At 69.1% G+C, this 17429-nt stretch carries 15 protein-coding genes; 1 reads left to right on the top strand and 14 read right to left on the bottom strand.

Translation table 11 applies throughout. The features are described from left to right. Positions 1 to 60: 60 nt before the first annotated feature. From IEY43_RS01380 to hisI, 10 genes are all read right to left on the bottom strand, one after another. Entirely contained in the window at positions 61 to 1530 is a 1470-nt protein-coding gene (locus tag IEY43_RS01380; protein WP_188946782.1) for a glutamate synthase subunit beta, read from the bottom strand. Next, on the bottom strand, positions 1523 to 6133 hold the full coding sequence (gene gltB / locus IEY43_RS01375; RefSeq protein WP_188946781.1) for a glutamate synthase large subunit: 4611 nt from the start codon (positions 6131 to 6133) through the stop codon (positions 1523 to 1525). Before gltB ends, IEY43_RS01380 begins: the two co-directional genes overlap by 8 nt. Before the next feature lie 563 nt (positions 6134 to 6696). Then, the gene (gene lgt, locus IEY43_RS01370; protein ID WP_188946780.1) at positions 6697 to 7740 is read right to left on the bottom strand and encodes a prolipoprotein diacylglyceryl transferase; all 1044 of its coding nucleotides are present in this window, start codon (positions 7738 to 7740) and stop codon (positions 6697 to 6699) included. A gap of 1 nt (position 7741) precedes the next feature. Continuing rightward, entirely contained in the window at positions 7742 to 8539 is a 798-nt protein-coding gene (trpA, locus tag IEY43_RS01365; protein WP_188946779.1) for a tryptophan synthase subunit alpha, read from the bottom strand. Next, positions 8540 to 9874 (bottom strand): tryptophan synthase subunit beta, encoded by a 1335-nt coding sequence (gene trpB, locus IEY43_RS01360; RefSeq protein ID WP_188946778.1) that lies wholly within the window; start codon positions 9872 to 9874, stop codon positions 8540 to 8542. Positions 9875 to 9988: 114 nt separating this feature from the next. After that, positions 9989 to 10813: an indole-3-glycerol phosphate synthase TrpC gene (gene trpC, locus IEY43_RS01355; RefSeq protein ID WP_188946777.1), complete on the bottom strand. Its 825-nt coding sequence runs from the start codon at positions 10811 to 10813 to the stop codon at positions 9989 to 9991. A gap of 1 nt (position 10814) precedes the next feature. After that, the gene (locus IEY43_RS01350) at positions 10815 to 11063 is read right to left on the bottom strand and encodes an HGxxPAAW family protein (protein ID WP_188946776.1); all 249 of its coding nucleotides are present in this window, start codon (positions 11061 to 11063) and stop codon (positions 10815 to 10817) included. Positions 11064 to 11210: 147 nt separating this feature from the next. Further along, entirely contained in the window at positions 11211 to 11801 is a 591-nt protein-coding gene (locus IEY43_RS01345; protein WP_188946775.1) for a Trp biosynthesis-associated membrane protein, read from the bottom strand. Beyond that, positions 11798 to 13366, bottom strand: a complete 1569-nt coding sequence (locus IEY43_RS01340) for an anthranilate synthase component I (RefSeq protein ID WP_188946774.1) — start codon at positions 13364 to 13366, stop codon at positions 11798 to 11800. Before IEY43_RS01340 ends, IEY43_RS01345 begins: the two co-directional genes overlap by 4 nt. A 102-nt stretch (positions 13367 to 13468) precedes the next feature. Further along, positions 13469 to 13870, bottom strand: coding sequence for a phosphoribosyl-AMP cyclohydrolase (gene hisI, locus IEY43_RS01335; RefSeq protein ID WP_188946773.1), 402 nt, complete (start codon positions 13868 to 13870; stop codon positions 13469 to 13471). Positions 13871 to 14003: 133 nt separating this feature from the next. Between hisI and IEY43_RS01330 the strand changes: the two genes are divergently transcribed. After that, positions 14004 to 14645, top strand: a complete 642-nt coding sequence (locus IEY43_RS01330) for a TIGR03085 family metal-binding protein (RefSeq protein ID WP_239464210.1) — start codon at positions 14004 to 14006, stop codon at positions 14643 to 14645. A 91-nt stretch (positions 14646 to 14736) separates the two neighbouring features. On the opposite strand, the gene hisF is transcribed toward IEY43_RS01330, so the two are convergent. From hisF to ribH, 4 genes are all read right to left on the bottom strand, one after another. Beyond that, positions 14737 to 15507, bottom strand: a complete 771-nt coding sequence (gene hisF / locus IEY43_RS01325; RefSeq protein ID WP_188946771.1) for an imidazole glycerol phosphate synthase subunit HisF — start codon at positions 15505 to 15507, stop codon at positions 14737 to 14739. A gap of 27 nt (positions 15508 to 15534) precedes the next feature. Next, on the bottom strand, positions 15535 to 16383 hold the full coding sequence (gene hisG, locus IEY43_RS01320; RefSeq protein WP_188946770.1) for an ATP phosphoribosyltransferase: 849 nt from the start codon (positions 16381 to 16383) through the stop codon (positions 15535 to 15537). Between the two features lie 147 nt (positions 16384 to 16530). After that, positions 16531 to 16794: a phosphoribosyl-ATP diphosphatase gene (locus tag IEY43_RS01315; RefSeq protein ID WP_188946769.1), complete on the bottom strand. Its 264-nt coding sequence runs from the start codon at positions 16792 to 16794 to the stop codon at positions 16531 to 16533. A 109-nt stretch (positions 16795 to 16903) separates the two neighbouring features. Beyond that, positions 16904 to 17395, bottom strand: coding sequence for a 6,7-dimethyl-8-ribityllumazine synthase (ribH, locus tag IEY43_RS01310; RefSeq protein WP_188946768.1), 492 nt, complete (start codon positions 17393 to 17395; stop codon positions 16904 to 16906). Positions 17396 to 17429: the final 34 nt, after the last annotated feature.

Below are 17429 nucleotides of genomic sequence, written 5' to 3'. Positions count from 1 at the left end.
AACCGTAGGCAAAATGCGGCCCACCCCGGGTGGGGTGTGCCGCATTCAAGCCTGTGACTCTCAAATGATGCTGATGGCCCTATCGGTTGGAGCTACGGGCGCGGGAAGCGTGGTCGAGCCCATGAGGTACTTGTCCACCGAGGCTGCGCAGGCGCGCCCCTCGGCGATTGCCCACACGATCAGCGACTGTCCCCGTCCGGAGTCCCCGGCGGCGAACACCCCATCGGTGTTCGTCATGTAGTAGCCATCTCGGGCGACGTTGCCCCGGTTGTCGAATTCGGTACTGACCTGTTCGACCAATCCGGAATCTTCCGGACCGGTGAACCCGAGGGCAAGCAAAACCAGATCCGCCTTGATGACGCGTTCGGTTCCGGGCTTCGGGAGGCGCTTGCCAGCAACAAATTCTGTCTCTGCCACTGTAACACCGATCACGGCGTTCTGCTTGCTGCCCTCGCCGGCCACGAAGTCCACGGTCGAGGCCAGGTAGCTGCGCGTCCCGCCTTCCTCATGCGAGGACTGCACCTCGAAGAGCACCGGCATCATGGGCCACGGGTGGTTCTCGCTGCGTTCGGTGCCCGGCTGCTTACCGATCGCCAGCGTGGTGACGCTGGCCGCCCCCTGGCGCAGCGCGGTGCCGATGCAGTCCGACCCGGTGTCTCCGCCGCCCAGCACGACCACGTGCTTGCCCTTGGCATCGATGCTGCGCTCGGGCTTCAGGCCTGCCACCACGCGGTTGTTCTCGACGAGGAATTCCATCGCGTGGTGCACCCCGTCCAGCTCGCGGCCGGGCACGGGCAGTTCGCGCGGAACGGTGGCACCGGTGGCGACGATGACGGCGTCGTAGTCGCGGCGCAGCTGCTGCCAGGTGATGTCCCTGCCAATCTCGATGCCGGTGCGGAAGATCGTGCCTTCCGCGCGCATCTGCTCCAGGCGGCGGTCGACGACGTGCTTCTCCAGCTTGAAGTCCGGGATGCCGAAGCGCAGCAGCCCGCCGATCGCCTCGTCGCGCTCGTAGACCGCCACGGTGTGCCCGGCGCGGGTCAGCTGCTGGGCGGCGGCCAGGCCGGCCGGGCCGGAGCCGACGATCGCCACGCGGAACTCGGTGTGGCGCGCCGGCGGGGCCGGGGTGAACTCCCCCGCGTCCATCAGGTGCTCGGCCAGCTCGGCCTCGACCTGCTTGATGGTCACCGCCGGCTGGTTGATGCCCAGCACGCAGGAAGCCTCGCAGGGGGCCGGGCACAGCTTCCCGGTGAGCTCCGGGAAGTTGTTGGTGCTCAGCAGCCGGGCGGCGGCGTCGTCCATCCGGTCCTTGAAGACCAGGTCGTTGAACTCCGGGATCAGGTTGCCCAGCGGGCAGCCGTTGTGGCAGAACGGCACGCCGCAGTCCATGCAGCGCCCGGCCTGGGACTTCAGGGTGCCGGCCGCCTGGCGTTCGGTCACCTCCCGGTAGTCCATGAGCCGGATCGGCACCGGCCGCTTGGGCTGGGTGACGCGTTCGGTCACCGTCAAGAATCCGCGTGGATCAGCCACGGGTCACCTCCAGGATTTTGGTCCAGACGTCCGGCGAGTCCGGGTTGTCCCCGGCCGCGAGGGCGTCGCTTCGCAGTTGCTGCACGGCGGCGAAGCCGCGCGGGATGATGCTGGTAAAGCGGGTGCGGGTGCGTTCCCAGTCCAGCACCAGGCGCTGGGCCAGCGGCGAGGCGGTCAGCGCGATGTGCTCGGTGAGCAGCGCGTAGACCGCCTCCGCTTCCGCGTCGTCCAGCGGCCGGATCAGCAGGTCGCCGTCGGCGGCGGCCAGCGGATTCAAGGTGGCCGCATCGAAGTCCAGCACCCAGGCGGTGCCTCCGGAGAAGCCGGCGCCGAAGTTGCGTCCGGTCTCCCCCAGCACCAGCACGGTGCCGCCGGTCATGTACTCGCAGCCGTGCTCGCCGATGCCCTCCACGACCAGGGTGGCCCCGGAGTTGCGCACCGCGAAGCGTTCGCCCACGCAGCCGTTGATGAACAGCTGCCCGCTGGTGGCGCCGTAGCCCACCACGTTGCCGGCGATGACCTGCTCCTCAGGGGCGGATTCGGTGCGCTGCGGCGGATGGATCGCGATCCGTCCGCCCGACAGGCCCTTGCCGACGTAGTCGTTCGCGTCGCCGGAGAGGGACAGGGTGATGCCGGCGGGCAGGAACGCGCCCAGCGACTGGCCGGCGCGGCCGGCGAGGTTCACCTTGATGGTGTCCGCATCCAGCTCGTCCAGCCCGAAGGTCTTGGTCACGTGGTGGCCCAGCAGGGTGCCCACCGAGCGGTCGGTGTTCGCGATCTGCGCCTCGATGGCCACCGGCAGCCGGTCCGCCAGCGCCGGCTGGGCGGCGGCCAGCAGCTGCTGGTCCAGGTGCGACTGGAGCCCGTGGTCCTGGACGGTCCGGCGGCTGCGGGCAGCCAGCGGCACGTCGGGCACGTGGGTGATGGCCTGCAGCGCCAGGCCGGCGACCTTCCGGTGCGCGTCCAGCTGGTCCCGGTCGACCTTCAGCAGCTCGACGCGGCCGACGACCTCGGCCAGTGTGCGGGCCCCGAGGCTGGCGAGCAGTTCGCGCACCTCCTGGGCCAGGAACTCGAAGAAGTTCACCACGAACTCGGCCTTGCCGGAGAAGCGCTCGCGCAGCACCGGGTTCTGCGTGGCCACGCCCACCGGGCAGGTGTCCAGGTGGCACAAGCGCATCATGATGCAGCCCGAGACCACCAGCGGGGCGGTGGCGAAACCGAACTCCTCGGCCCCCAGCAGGGCGCCGACGAGCACGTCGCGCCCGGTCTTCAGCTGGCCGTCGACCTGCACTGTCACGCGGTCGCGCAGCCCGTTGAGGATCAGCGTCTGCTGCGCCTCGGCCAGGCCCAGCTCCCACGGGGTGCCGGCGTGCTTGAGCGAGTTGATCGGCGAGGCGCCGGTGCCGCCGTCGTGCCCGGAGACCAGCACCACGTCGGCCTTGGCCTTGGCCACGCCGGCCGCGACGGTGCCGATGCCGGACTCGGAGACCAGCTTCACGTGCACGCGCGCGGAGGGGTTGGCGCACTTGGCGTCGTGGATCAGCTGGGCCAGGTCCTCGATCGAGTAGATGTCGTGGTGCGGCGGCGGGGAGATCAGCCCGACGCCCGGGGTGGAATGCCGGGTCTTGGCGATCCACGGGTACAGCTTCTGGCTCATCAGCTGGCCGCCCTCGCCGGGCTTGGCGCCCTGGGCCATCTTGATCTGGATGTCGTCCGCGTTGGTCAGGTACAGGCTGGTCACGCCGAAGCGTCCGGAGGCGATCTGCTTGACCGCGCTGCGGCGCTGCGGGTCCAGCAGCCGCTCGGGGTCCTCGCCGCCCTCGCCGGTGTTGGACTTCGCGCCCAGCCGGTTCATCGCGATGGCCAGGGTCTCGTGCGCCTCGGCGGAGATCGAGCCGTAGCTCATCGCGCCGGTGGCGAACCGCTTGACGATCTCGGAGACCGGCTCGACCTCGTCGATGTCGATCGGGGTGATGCCGGCGGTGTCGAATTGAAGCAGCCCGCGCAGGGTCTTCAGCTCCGCGGCCTGGTCGTCGACGGCCTTGGTGTACTCCTTGAACACGTCGTAGCGGCGGGTCCGGGTGGAGTGCTGCAGCCGGAAGACGGTTTCCGGGTTGAACAGGTGCGGCGGGCCTTCGCGGCGCCACTGGTATTCGCCCCCGGTTTCCAGCTCGGCCGGCTGCGCGCCGCCGGCGATCTGCGGGTAGGCGCGGGCGTGCCGGGCGGCGGCCTCGGCGGCCACCACGTCCAGCTCGATGCCCGAGAGCTTGGTGGCGGTGCCGGTGAAGTACTGGTCCACCACGCGCTGGGACAGGCCGAGGGCCTCGAAGGTCTGCGCCCCGCAATAGGAGGAGACCGTGGAGATGCCCATCTTGCTCATGATCTTCAGCAGCCCCTTGCCCAGCGCCTTGATCAGGTTGGCGCCGGCCTTGGCCGGGCCCACGCCGGGCAGTTCGCCGTTGTCGGCCATCTGCTCCACTGACTCCAGGGCCAGGTAGGGGTTGATGGCGCTGGCGCCGTAGCCGACCAGCGCCGCGATGTGGTGCACCTCGCGGGCGTCGCCGGACTCGATGATCAGCGACACGCGGGTGCGCATCGAGCTCTTGAGCAGGTGGTGGTGCACCGCGGAAGTGAGCAGCAGCGACGGGATCGGCGCCCAGGCGGCCGAGGAGTCGCGGTCCGAGAGCACGATGTAGCGCACCCCGCGGTTCACCGCGGCCGAAACCTTCTCGCAGATTTCCTGCAGCCGGACGCGCAGCTCGGATTCGCCGCCGGTGGGGCGGTAGAGCCCGCGCACCTTCAGCGAGTACTTGGCACCGGCTTCATCGCGCAGGTTCACGATCTTGGCCAGCTGGTCGTTGGAGAGCACCGGGTAGTCCAGCGCCAGGTGGGTCTGCGGGACTCGGTCCAGCGCCAGCAGGTTGCCGTCGGGCCCGATCGAGGTGCCCAGGGAGGTGACCAGCTCCTCGCGGATGGCGTCCAGCGGCGGGTTGGTGACCTGCGCGAAGGACTGGGTGAAGTAGTCGAACAGCAGGCGCGGGCGGTCCGCCAGCGCGGCGATCGGGGTGTCGGTGCCCATGGCGGCCAGCGGCTCGGCGCCGTTGGCGGCCATCGGGGCCAGGATGACGCGCAGTTCCTCGGTGGTGTAGCCGAAGGTCAGCTGGCGCAGCAGCACGGAGGCCGAATTGTGGCGCACGTGCTCCAGGTCCGGGAAGTCGTCCAGCGACTTCAGGTTCTGCGCCACCCACTCGCGCCACGGCTTGGCGGCGGCGACCTGCGCCTTGATCTCGGCGTCCTGCACGATGCGCCCGGCGTCCAGGTCGATCGCGAACATCTTGCCCGGGGCGACGCGGCCCTTGGCCAGGATGTGCTCCTCGGCGACGTCGATCACGCCGACCTCGCTGGCCAGCACCACCAGGTCGTCGTCGGTGACCCACCAGCGGGCCGGGCGCAGCCCGTTGCGGTCGAGCACCGCGCCGGCCATCGTGCCGTCGGTGAAGCACACGGCGGCCGGGCCGTCCCACGGCTCGATCAGCATCGAGTGGTACTGGTAGAAGGCGCGCAGGTCCGCGTCCATGGCGGCGTCGTTCTCCCACGGCTGCGGGATCATCATCATGATCGCCTCGGCGACGTTGCGCCCGGAGAGCATGAGCATCTCGGCGACCTCGTCGAAGGAGGCGGAGTCCGAGGCGCCGGCGGTGCAGATCGGGAACAGTTCCTCGGGCACTTCGCCGAGCAGCTCGGAGGACAGCGTGGCCTGGCGGGCGCGCATCCAGTTGCGGTTGCCCTTGACCGTGTTGATCTCGCCGTTGTGCGCGATGGTGCGGAAGGGCTGGGCCAGCGGCCAGGAGGGGAAGGTGTTGGTGGAGAAGCGCGAATGCACGATCGCGCAGCGGCTGGCGAACCCGGGATCGGACAGGTCCGGGTAGAACGGCTCCAGCTGAGCGGTGGAGACCATGCCCTTGTAGACGATGCTCTGCGAGGAGAACGAGGCGAAGTAGACGCCTGACTTGTTGTGCGCGCGGCGGCGGATGCGCCAGGCGGCGGCGTCGAGCTCGCGCGCGGCGGCGCCGCTGCGGGCGGCGACGAAGAATTGGGTGATGTGCGGCATCACGGCGCGGGCCGAGGCGCCCAGCACGGAGGCGTCCACCGGCACGTCGCGCCAGCCGAGCACGGTGAGGTTTTCCTCTTCGGCGAGGGCTTCGAGCTCCTCGCGGGCCAGCTGCAGCTCGGCGGCCTCGGCAGGCAGGAAGCCCATGCCGACGGCGTAGGACCCGGGGGCCGGGAGGGCGAAGTCGGCGACGCTGCGCAGGAAGGCGTCGGGCAGGTGGAGCAGGATGCCGGCGCCGTCGCCGGTGCCTTCGTCGGCGCCGATCGCGCCGCGGTGCTCCAGGCGGCGCAGGGCGGTCAGCGCGTGGGAGACGATTTCGTGGGACGCGGAGTTCTTCAGCGATGCGATCATCGCCAGGCCGCAGGCGTCCTTCTCTGCGGCGGGGTCGTACAGGCCTTGCGCGGGGGGCACGGCGGAGAATCGGGTGTAGGGCGAGGGGCGTCCCCCGCCAAAATCTGGCGAGGCGTTCAACTGGACTCCGGTCATGCTCATGAGCGTGCCTTTCTATGGTTCAAGCAGGAAAGGCGGTCCGGCTGGCGACAATTCGCTGCGCGGCATCAATGCTCGGTGCTGTGCTCCATCGGCTGCCGGCCACCTGTGTTTCGTCATCGTGCCCAAACACATCGAACTGGTAGCGCCGGTGGGCTCTACGGTCGAGGTTTCGAGGGACGAACGGTTCCCACCTCGTTGTGGTTCACGCACCGCCGGGTCTCCGCGGGGTGGGGAGGCTTCCGGTGCGGCGCGTGGAATTCAGACTACGCACCGTTTGTTTCTTTCGAGCGCACGGTTGTGTTTCCGAAATGTTAAAAGCGCCTAGGACTTTCCGCAATGCCGGAGGGCACCGGCAGGCGGGCGCGCAGCCCGCACCGCTGATTGCGCCGGTTCCAGGGGGCCGGAATGTTTCAGGCATGTTGCGGGCGAGACCCGGCAGTGATCTCCGGCGCGGCAAATGTGTCGCTCGGAATCGGTTTTTTGACGTGCCCCTGCGGCACGGCCGGGCGGGGACGGAACAGGGGACCATCCTGGTGGATGGTCCCCTGTGCGGCGTCGTGCGGCTAGTCCTCCGACCCGCCCTCGGAGCTGGCCGTGCCCGATGGCTCCGTGCCGGAAGCTTCCGTGCCGGAAGCTTCGGTGCCGGAAGGCTTCGCGGGGCCCTCGGCCCCGTCGGCCTTCGCCTCGCGCCCCGTTGGAGCAAGCTCGGGTTCGCGGCCCGGAAGGAAGATCGAGTCCTGGTGCTGCGGGCGCAGTTTGGCCAGCACGTAGACCAGCGCGACGGTGCCCAGCACAATCAAGCCGATGGCCAGCCACTGGTGGATGCGCAGGGACAGCGGGCCGATGGTGATGATTTCAGCCGGATCCAGGCGCAGCGACTCGGTGAAGGTGCGGCCGATGCCGTACCAGATCACGTAGCACCAGAACAGTGCGCCGCGGCGCAGCTGGAACTTGCGGTCCAGCCCGATCAGCACGAAGAAGCCCAGCAGGTTCCAGACCGATTCATACAGGAACGTCGGGTGGAACAGCGTGTCCGCCGGCAGCCCGGCCGGGAAGTTGTGGTTGCCCGGGTCGATCTCCAGGCCCCAGGGAAGGGTGGTCGGGGCGCCGAAGAGCTCCTGGTTGAACCAGTTGCCCCAGCGTCCGGCCATCTGCGCGAGCAGCACGCCCGGGGCGGCGGCGTCGGCGAAGGCAGAGAGCCTGACCCCGGCCCGCCGGCAGCCGATCAGCGCGCCGACCGCGCCGAGCGAGATCGCTCCCATGATGCCCAGCCCGCCCAGCCACAGCTGGGGTATTTCAGCCCAGTGGGCTTGCTGCCCGCCTAGGCCGAAGTAGTACCCCGGGTCGGTGATCAACACGTGGTAGAGCCGCCCGCCGACGATGCCGAAGGGGATCGCCCAGATGACGATGTCCCAGAGCATGTCCGAGTTGCCGCCGCGCGCGGTCAGCCGGCGGTTGGTCACCCACAGGGCCAGCAGGATGCCCGCCAGGATGCACAGCGCGTAGGCGTGGATGGTCAGCGGGCCGATGGAGAACTTGGAGAACTCCGCCGGCGGCGACGGGATGGAGGCCGGCAGGGCCAGGGCAAGCTGTGCGGGCAGGTTCATCCTAGGCGTGCTCCTTGGCGGCGGCGCCGCTCAGCTCGGCGGCCAGGGCTCCCACCGCGGCCACTCCCCCGTCGCGCAGCGCGGCGACCAGGGCGGTGCCCACGATGACCCCGTCCGCGTAGGCGCCGATCTCCTGCACGTGCTCGCGCTTGGAGACACCCAGTCCCACGCAGGCGTTTTCCGCTCCGGCTTCATGGGCGGCGTCCACCACCGCCTGCGCGGCGGAGGACACCTCCGAGCGGGCCCCGGTCACGCCCATCAGCGAAACGCAGTAGATGAAGCCCGAGGAGGCGTCGACGGTGCGCTGCACACGCTGTTCGGTGGAGGACGGGGCGATCAGGAACACGCGTTCCAGGTCGTGCTTCTCGCTGGCCTCGATCCACTCGCCGGCTTCCTCCGGCACCAGGTCGGGGGTGATCAGCCCGGAGCCGCCGGCCTGCGCGAAGCGGCGGGCGAACTCGTCCACGCCCATGCGCAGCACCGGGTTCCAGTAGGTCATGACCATCACGGCGGCGTCGGTGCGCGAGGTGATGCCACGCACGATCTCGAACACGTCGGCCACACGGAAGCCGTTCGCCAGGGCCTGCACGGTGGCGGCCTGGATGACCTCGCCGTCCATCACGGGGTCGGAGTACGGAATGCCGATCTCGATGATGTCCACGCCGTTCTCGGCCAGCGCGACGGCCGCCTCGATGCTGGTGGGCACGTCCGGGAAGCCTGCAGGCAGGTAGCCGATCAGTGCCGGGCGGCCCTCGGCGCGGGCCGCGGCGATCTTCTGGGCGCTGGTTGCCCGGGTCATCTACTTCTCCTCGCTGTCCGCTGCGGAGCGCTCGGCGGCCGCCGCGGCGCCGCTGATCTCCGCGTCTGCGTCTTTTTCGTCGATCATGTTGAACCAGGCGGCGGCGGTGCCCACGTCCTTGTCCCCGCGGCCGGAGAGGTTCACGATGATGATGGTCTCTTCCGGGGCGGCGCCGTCGGCGATCATCCTCTGCGCCAGCCGGATGGTGCCGGCCAGCGCGTGGGAGGACTCGATCGCCGGCAGGATGCCCTCGGTGCGGCACAGCGCCTTGAACGCGTCCATCGCCTCGGTGTCGGTGACCGGTTCGTAGTTCACGCGGCCGATGTCGGCCAGGAACGCGTGCTCGGGGCCGACGCCCGGGTAGTCCAGGCCGGCGGAGATCGAGTGCGACTCGATGGTCTGCCCGTCGTCGTCCTGCATCAGGTAGCTCTTCGCGCCGTGCAGCACGCCGGGGCGGCCCAGGGTGATGGTCGCGGCGTGGCGGTCGGTGTCCACGCCGTCGCCCCCGGCCTCGAAGCCGTACAACGCCACGTCCTTGTCATCCAGGAAACCGTGGAAGATGCCGATGGCGTTCGAGCCGCCGCCGATGCACGCGGTGACCGCGTCGGGCAGGCGTCCGGCCTGCGCGAGGATCTGCTCGCGGGCCTCCTCGCCGATGACCTCGTGGAAATAGCGGACCATCGCCGGGAACGGCGCCCCGCCGGCGGCGGTGCCCAGCAGGTAGTGCGTGGTTTCCACGTTGGCGACCCAGTCGCGCAGCGCTTCGTTGATCGCGTCCTTCAGCGTCTGGGAGCCGACGGTCACCGGGATGACGGTGGCGCCCAGCAGGCGCATCCGGGCGACGTTCAGCGCCTGCCGGCGGCAGTCCTCGGCGCCCATGTAGACCACGCATTCCAGGCCCATCAGGGCGGCGGCGGTCGCCGAGGCGACGCCGTGCTGGCCAGCCCCGGTCTCCGCGATGATGCGGGTCTTGCCCATGCGCTTGGCCAGCAGCGCCTGGCCCAGCACGTTGTTGATCTTGTGGCTTCCGGTGTGGTTCAAGTCCTCGCGCTTGAGGAAGATGCGCACCCCGCCGCAGAACTGCTCCGAGAAGCGCTTGGCCTCGGTCAGCAGCGAGGGGCGTCCGGAGTAGTTGGTGTTCAGGTCGCGCACCTGGGCGACGAACTCGGGGTCGTTCTTGGCCGCTTCGAAGGTCTCGTTCAGCTCGTCCATCGCGGCCATGAGGGATTCTGGCATCCATCGTCCGCCGTAGGCACCGAAGTACGGGCCGCTGGCATGCTTTAGCGACTGCTGGTCGATCGAGTCGGCGTGCTCGGAGTGCTCCGGTGTGCTCATCGATTCCCTCTTTCCTTCAACGAAACGTCAATCGTGGTAGATTTCGTGCCCCGCCGGAAGCTTCCTGCGGGGCACGATCAGTTTGGTGGGCTGCACCTGGGCGGGTCAACCGCCTCAGCGCTGCGGCTTGGCCGCGGTTCCTGCCTGGATGAACTCCCGCACCGAGGTGCGCGGGTCGGCGTGCTTGACCAGCGCCTCGCCGACCAGGATCGCGTCGGCGCCGTCCGCGGCGTATTGGCGCACCTGCACGGTGGACTCCACGCCGGATTCGGCGACGATGACCGCGCCGGCCGGCAGCAGGTGGGCGAGCTTGCCGAAGTTCGCCGGATCCACATCCAGCGTCTTCAGGTTGCGCACGTTCACGCCGATGATCTTCGCGCCGACGGCGACCGCACGTGCGATCTCCTCCTCGGTGTGGGTCTCCACCAGAGCGTTCATTCCCAAGTCATGGGTCAATTCTAGAAAAGTTCGCAGCGTCTGGTCATCCAGCGCCGCAACAATGAGCAACACGAGGTCGGCGCCGTGGGCGCGGGCCTCGTAGATCTGGTACTCGTCGACCGTGAAGTCCTTGCGCAGCACCGGGATGCGCACCGCGGAGCGCACGGCGTCCAGGTCCTCCAACGAGCCGCCGAAGCGCCGGGCTTCGGTCAGCACGGAGATCACCGAGGCGCCGCCGGCCTCGTACTCGGCGGCCAGCACTGCCGGCTCCGGGATCTCGGCCAGCGCGCCCTTGGACGGGGACTTGCGCTTGACCTCGGCGATCACCCGCAGCGTGGTGTCGCGCTGCGCGGGGTCGGCATGGCCGCCCAGCGCGGCGTAGGCGTCGAGCGCGGCAGGCGCCTGCGCCGCGCGGCGCTTGACAGCCTCAAGGCTCTGAAGCGCGCGACGGGCGCCCAGGTCTTCCTGGACGCCCGCGATGATGTCATCAAGAACAGTCAATTTAGTGAGCTGCTCCGCTGCGCGAACCGCCCACTCCGAAGCCGGCGGCCTTCAGCACGCCGCCGAGGACCAGGCCCAGGACGACGACGCCCATGGAAACCCAGAAGAAGGTCCAGTTCAGGTTCGCGAAGGCGATGCCGCCGGCAATGGCGCCGACCATCATGGTCAGGACGCAAGCCCAGGCAGCGACGGAGTTGCCGTGGCCGATCTGCTCGGTGTATACCGGATCGATGTCGGTTTTCTGCGACATTGCTCGATGTCTCCTTGGTAGTTGTGGTGCGTGTGCGCGCCCGGTTCCGGGACCCGCACGGTGATCTGCTGGTTCCATTCTGCCATCTGAATTCGCTTCAGGCCTATTCCTGCGGCGAACGTGTCGGGCGGGTGGCCGGAATCACGCTCAGCGGCGATCCGCGGTGGGGTCCTCGCCGTCCGAAAGCTGTTCCCAGCTGGAGATGTTCCACGAGGAAGCGTCCTTGGGTTCGAGCGCGGTTTTCCCGGCCGAACGGGAGTACTTGTCCGCCTTGACCGCCCAGCTGCGGGCGAAGACCAGCACGAGCACCGACTGCACGGCGATCAGCGCGCCGCCGGCGACGGCCACTGCCGGCCAGGCGCTCACCGAATACTGCGCGGCGTTCTGCGCCAGCCCGGTCGCGGTGGACACCGCGGTGGAGGCCGCGGCCTGCGGGTCGGCCAGCGTGGCCGCGCCGGCGGCGATGATCGCGATGCCGGCCAGCAGGCAGATGGCCGCGATGATGTAGCGGGAGATCTTGCCGGCGATCAGCAGCGCCAGCGATCCGGCCAGCACCGCGATGGACAGCGCGGTGGTGGCGGCCGCCGCGGAGGCGCCGTCGACCACGATCTGCGGGATCTGCACGGTCCCGGAGGCCACGTCGACGGTGATCCAGGTGCGGGTGGCGGACCACAGCACGATCACGGCGCCCAGCGCGCCGAGGAAGGCCAGGTTGCGGGCGGTCAGTTTCTGCTTCACTTGCTCTCATCCGATTCGGTGGTGGTGTGCGCGGCGCGCATGGACTGCGCGGCCCACACGGCTCGCAGTGGCGCGGCCGCCTTGTTCACGGTTTCCAGGGCCTCGTCGGCGAACTTGGAGTCGTTCACGATGCCGCCGCCGGCCTGCACGTAGGCGCGGCCGTTCTTGAGCAGCGCGGAGCGGATGGCGATGGCCATGTCCATGTCCCCGGCGAAGTCCAGGTAGCCCACCACGCCGCCGTAGATGCCGCGGCGGTAGGGCTCGTACTGGTCGAGCAGCTGCAGGGCGCGCGGCTTCGGCGCCCCGGAAAGGGTGCCGGCGGGGAAGGTCGCGGCGAGCACGTCGTACGCGTCCACGTCCTCGCGCGCCTTGCCCACGACGTTGGAGACCAGGTGCATGATGTGGCTGAAGCGCTCGACCTCCATGAACTGGGTGACCTCCACGCTGCCGGCCTGGCAGACCCGCGAAAGGTCGTTGCGCGAGAGGTCCACCAGCATCAGGTGCTCGGCGCGTTCCTTCTGGTCGTTGACCAGCGACTTCTCATGCAGCTGGTCTTCCTCGTAGTTCGCCCCGCGCGGCCGGGAGCCGGCGATCGGGTGGGTGACGACGTGGCCGTCGTTGACGGTGACCAGCGCTTCCGGGGAGGAGCCGACGATCTGGAACGGCTCGCCGTGCTCGTTGACGAAGTTGAACAGGTACATGTAGGGGCTGGGGTTGGTGGCGCGCAGCACCCGGTAGACATCCAGCGCGTCGACCCGGGTCTCCAGCTCGAAGCGGCGGGAGACCACGATCTGGAAGACCTCCCCGTCCACGATGGCCGTCTTGGACTTGGCCAGCGCCTGCAGGTACTCGTTTTCAGCCCAGGAATGCGTGACCGAATCCATCAGCTGCTCGCGGGGCACGTCGGTGCCGGTCAGCACGGCGGCCGCGCCCTGCACCGGGACGGCCAGCTGGTCGAGCATGGCCTGCAGGCGCGCGACGGCGGCGTCGTAGGCCGCCTCGGCGCGCTCATCGCTGTCATCGAAGTTGATGGCGTTGGCGATCAGCGTCACGGTGCCCTCGGTGGCGTCGTGCACCGCCATGTCCCCGACCAGGTTCATGCTCAGCTCGGGCAGGTCCAGGTCGTCCGCCGGCGGGTTGGGCAGCTTCTCCCAGTGGCGCACGCAGTCCCAGCCGATGAAGCCGACCATGCCGCCGGTCAGCGGAGGCATGCCGGGGATCGGCGCGGTGTGCAGGGCGCGCACGGTGTCGCGCAGCACCTCGACGCCGACGCCGCCGGAGGGCAGGCCGGCCGGGGCGGTGCCCTGCCAGTAGGCCTCGCCGCTGCGGGTGCTCAGGGTGGCCGGCGAGTTCACGCCGATGAAGGAGTAGCGGCTCCAGACGCCGCCGGCGGCGGCCGACTCCATCAGGAACGTGCCCGGGCGGCCGCCGGCCAGGGTGCGGTACAGGCCGATCGGGGTCAGCGAGTCGGCCAGCACCGACAGGGTGACCGGGATGACGCGGCGGGTGGCCGCCATGGCGAGGAATGCCTCGCGGGTGGGTGAAATGGTGCCGAGGGTTTTCATCTGTTTCTTCTTCTAGGCGCTGGTCGATGCTCTGGTCGTCCGGCCCGTGCGCGGGCCTTGGTGCGGGCGATGCCTGGTCAGTGCGGACGGTTCCGGGGCGGCCTAGGCCGGGCGGTGGCCGACGACTGCCGGCAGCTCGCGTCCCGTGAAGCAGGATTCGGTGCCGGTGTGGCAGGCCGCGCCCACCTGGTCGACCTGCAGCAGCAGCGCATCGCCGTCGCAGTCCAGCGCCGCGGACTTCAGGAACTGGAAGTGTCCGGAGGTATCGCCCTTGCGCCAGTACTCCTGGCGGGAGCGGGAGAAGAAGGTCACCCGGCCGGTGGACAGCGTGCGGCGCAGGGCCTCGTCGTCCATCCAGCCGAGCATGAGCACCCTGCCGGTGTCGTGCTGCTGCACGATCGCGGCGAACAGGCCGTTGTCATCGCGCTTGAGACGCCGCGCAATCGCAGGGTCGAGTTCCGGGAATTCGGGGTCCGGCCGCGGACCCCCATGAGAAGTAGCCATCCCCTACAGCATACTGGGTGCACGCCCGATTGCGCGCCCCGTGACCTGCGGCCGACGGCCTCCTGGCCCCAGGTCCCGACACCCGAGTCGTGTTGCGCGCACGGCGCGGCGAAGCGTGCTAGTTTCAGAGGTGATGCACTTAGTTCACGCTTCCCGATTGGCATTGGCCGAGACGCTGCTGGCAGCAGGTCCCACCGCCGAAACCCTGTGCGCCGGCTGGCAGACCCGCCACCTGGCCGCGCACCTCGTCCTGCGCGAGAATTCGCTGCTCTCCGCCGGCACGCTCTTCAAGCCGCTGTCCGGGAAACTGGAGGAGAAGCTGCGGCAGACCGCCGACGAGGCGCAGTCCCCCGAACGCTACGCCGCGCTGGTGCGCCGCTTCCGCTCGGGACCGGCGAAGTACTCGCCGTTCTCCATCGACAAGGTGGACCAGGCCGCGAACCTGAGCGAATACTTCGTCCATACCGAGGACGTGCGCCGCGCCCGCGGGCAGTGGGCGCCGCGCGTGCTGGACAAGGAGTACACCGAGCTGCTCTGGCAGTCGCTGACCCGGATGTCCCGGCTGCTGTTCCGCAAGGCCCCGGTCGGCATCATCCTCACCCGCCCGGACGGCCAGCGCCACGTGGCCAAGAAGGCCCGCAACGCGGTGTCGATCAGCGGCCCGGTCGCCGAGCTCATGCTCTACGCCTTCGGGCGCACCGACCACTGCCTGGTGACCTTCGAGGGCGGGGACACCGCGCTGGACATCATCAAGAGCTACAGGCCATCGCTCTAGCTTCCGGGGCCGACGCGATCCCGCAGACCTGAGGCCAACGCAAAAGGTGCCGGCCCCTTCGAGGGGGCCGGCACCTTTTGCGTGGGCGCCGCTAGCGGACCGGGTAGCCGGCCTCGCGGATCTGCTGTTTGACGCGGGCGATCATGTCGGTCGGGCCGAAGTGGAAGATCGAGGCCGCGAGCACCGCGTCGGCCCCGGCCTCGATGGCCGGCGGGAAGTCCTCCGGGCGCCCGGCGCCGCCGGAGGCGATCAGCGGGACGCTGACCTCCTTGCGCACGGCGCGGATCATCTCCAGGTCGAACCCGTCCTTGGTGCCGTCGGCGTCGATGGAGTTCAGCAGGATCTCCCCCACGCCGCGCTCGGCGGCTTCCTTGGCCCAGGCCACCGCGCACATCCCGGTGCCCTGGCGGCCGCCGTGGGTGGTCACCTCGAACCCGGAGGCGATCGCCGGGTCGGTGGTGCGGCGCGCATCCAGCGACAGCACCAGCACCTGCGAGCCGAAGCGCTCGGTGATCTCGTTGATGACCTCGGGCCGGGAAACCGCGGCGGTGTTGATCGACGCCTTGTCCGCGCCGTTGCGCAGCAGCCGGTCGACGTCTTCCACGGCGCGCACTCCGCCGCCGACGGTCAGCGGGATGAAGACCTCCTCGGCGGTCTGGCGGACCACCTCGTAGGTGGTCTCGCGGTCCGAGCTGGAGGCGGTGACGTCCAGGAAGGTCAGTTCGTCGGCGCCGGCCAGGTTGTAGCGGCGGGCGAGCTCCACCGGGTCCCCGGCGTCGCGCAGGCCTTCGAAGTTCACGCCCTTGACCACGCGCCCGGCATCGACGTCGAGGCAGGGAATCACTCGAATTGCAACACTCATCGCGTTGTGCTCCTTGGGTGGGGCCGGCTAGATGCGGCAGGCGTGGATCTGGCTGACCAGGATGGCGCGGGCGCCCACGTCGTACAGCTCGTCCATGATGTTGTTGGTCTGCGACTTCTTGACCATAGCGCGCACCGCGCACCAGTCGGAGTTCGCCAGGTCGGAAACGGTCGGCGATTCCAGGCCGGGGGTCAGCGCGCAGGCCTGTTCCACCAGGTCGCGACGCACGTCGTAGTCCAGCATCACGTACTGGCGGGCGACGAGCACGCCGCTCAGGCGGCGGGTGAGCACGTCCAGCCCGGCGGGCTGGTGGCCGATGCGGCCGATCAGCACGGCCTCGGAGGCCAGCAGGGTCTCGCCGAAGATCTCCATGCCGGCGGCCTTGATGGTGTTGCCGGTTTCCACGACATCGGCGATCGCGTCGGCCACGCCCAGGCGGACCGAGGATTCCACGGCGCCGTCCAGGCGGACGACGGAGGCCTGGATGCCCGACTTTTCCAGATAGTGGCGCAGCAGCACGTCGTAGCTGGTGGCGATGCGCTTGCCGTTCAGCTGGCTGGCCTCGGTATAGGCGCCGACCGGGGCGGCGAAGCGGAAGGCCGATTTGCCGATGCCCAGCGGGATCAGCTCTTCGACGTCGTCGTCGACATCCGCGTCCAGGTACAGGTCGCGGCCGGTGATGCCCACGTCCAGGATGCCGCGGCCGACGTAGACGGCGATGTCGCGGGGACGCAGGTAGAAGAATTCAACGTTGTTGTCCTCGTCGACCATGACCAGTTCGCGGGAATCGCGGCGCTGGAGGTAGCCGGCCTCCTTGAACATGGTGGAGGCGATGTCGGACAGGGCACCCTTGTTGGGCAGGGCTACGCGGAGCATGGAGTGACTCTTTTCGGGAGTGTGGCGCTGCGGCGTGGTGCCAAAAACAAGCGCCAAGGAGTGGTTTCGTTGGCCGTTGTTACTGCCGCCGTGCGTTGGCGCGGCGCGGATCGCTGAAAAAGGATCCGCGCCGCGGCCGCGCGACGGCTAGAGATGCTTGTAAACGTCGGCCAGGGACAGTCCCTTGGCGATCATGAGAACCTGCACATGGTAGAGCAGCTGCGAAATTTCCTCGGCGGTTTCCTGGTCCGATTCGTACTCTGCGGCCATCCAGACTTCGGCGGCCTCCTCGACGATTTTCTTGCCGATGCCGTGGACACCGGAGTCGAGTTCGGTGACGGTACGAGAGCCTTCCGGGCGGGTTTGGGCCTTGAGCGACAGTTCGCTGAAGAGCTCGTCAAAAGTTTTCACATCCACCAGTCTAGCGTTTCCCGCCTGCCGGGCCGAACTCGGGGCATGCTTTGTGACGGCATGGGACCGGGTCCGGTGCCGGCAGCGCGGCGGTGCGCTGGAGGCCTGCTCAGGCCAGCGCGGCGACGGTCATGACCGCCGCGCTGTAGGCCTCGTAGCCCTTGTCTTCGCTGGAGTTCTCCAGTCCCGCGCGGTCCAGCCCCTGCTGCTCGGTGTCGCAGGTCAACACGCCGAACCCGATCGGCGTCTTGGTGTCCACGCTCACATTGGTTAAGCCGTTGGTCGCGGCAAGGCAGACGTAGTCGAAGTGCGGGGTGCCGCCGCGGATGACCACGCCCAGCGCGATCACCGCGTCGTAGTCCCGGGCCAGTGTGGCGGCGGCGACCGGCAGCTCGAAGGTGCCCGGGACGCGGATCAGCGTGGTGGCCTCTGCCAGCCCGGCGTCCTTGGCGGCGCGCTGGGCGCCGTCGATCAGCCCTTTCATGATGACCTCGTGCCAGCTGGCCGCGACAATGGCGACCTTCAGCTGGGAGAAGGCGTCGCCGGCGGCCAGCGTCTTCAGTTCCTCGGCGACGTTGGTCGGCGCTCCGTGTTTGCTCATGGTGATGTGTCCTTTGCTTGTGTCGGTGGCGGCG

The sequence above is a fragment of the Glutamicibacter protophormiae genome (assembly GCF_014647495.1).
GTDB classification, from domain to species: domain Bacteria; phylum Actinomycetota; class Actinomycetes; order Actinomycetales; family Micrococcaceae; genus Glutamicibacter; species Glutamicibacter protophormiae.
This window is presented reverse-complemented; position numbering and strand designations above follow the sequence as displayed.

Excerpts from the sequence above, each read along its gene's own strand:
- gltB (WP_188946781.1), bottom strand. The coding sequence starts at position 6,133 with ATGAGCATGACCGGAGTCCAGTTGAACGCCTCGCCAGATTTTGGCGGG.
- lgt (WP_188946780.1), bottom strand. The coding sequence starts at position 7,740 with ATGAACCTGCCCGCACAGCTTGCCCTGGCCCTGCCGGCCTCCATCCCG.
- trpA (WP_188946779.1), bottom strand. The coding sequence starts at position 8,539 with ATGACCCGGGCAACCAGCGCCCAGAAGATCGCCGCGGCCCGCGCCGAG.
- trpB (WP_188946778.1), bottom strand. The coding sequence starts at position 9,874 with ATGAGCACACCGGAGCACTCCGAGCACGCCGACTCGATCGACCAGCAG.
- IEY43_RS01350 (WP_188946776.1), bottom strand. The coding sequence starts at position 11,063 with ATGTCGCAGAAAACCGACATCGATCCGGTATACACCGAGCAGATCGGC.
- IEY43_RS01340 (WP_188946774.1), bottom strand. The coding sequence starts at position 13,366 with ATGAAAACCCTCGGCACCATTTCACCCACCCGCGAGGCATTCCTCGCC.
- hisI (WP_188946773.1), bottom strand. The coding sequence starts at position 13,870 with ATGGCTACTTCTCATGGGGGTCCGCGGCCGGACCCCGAATTCCCGGAA.
- IEY43_RS01330 (WP_239464210.1), top strand. The coding sequence starts at position 14,004 with ATGCACTTAGTTCACGCTTCCCGATTGGCATTGGCCGAGACGCTGCTG.
- hisF (WP_188946771.1), bottom strand. The coding sequence starts at position 15,507 with ATGAGTGTTGCAATTCGAGTGATTCCCTGCCTCGACGTCGATGCCGGG.
- hisG (WP_188946770.1), bottom strand. The coding sequence starts at position 16,383 with ATGCTCCGCGTAGCCCTGCCCAACAAGGGTGCCCTGTCCGACATCGCC.
- ribH (WP_188946768.1), bottom strand. The coding sequence starts at position 17,395 with ATGAGCAAACACGGAGCGCCGACCAACGTCGCCGAGGAACTGAAGACG.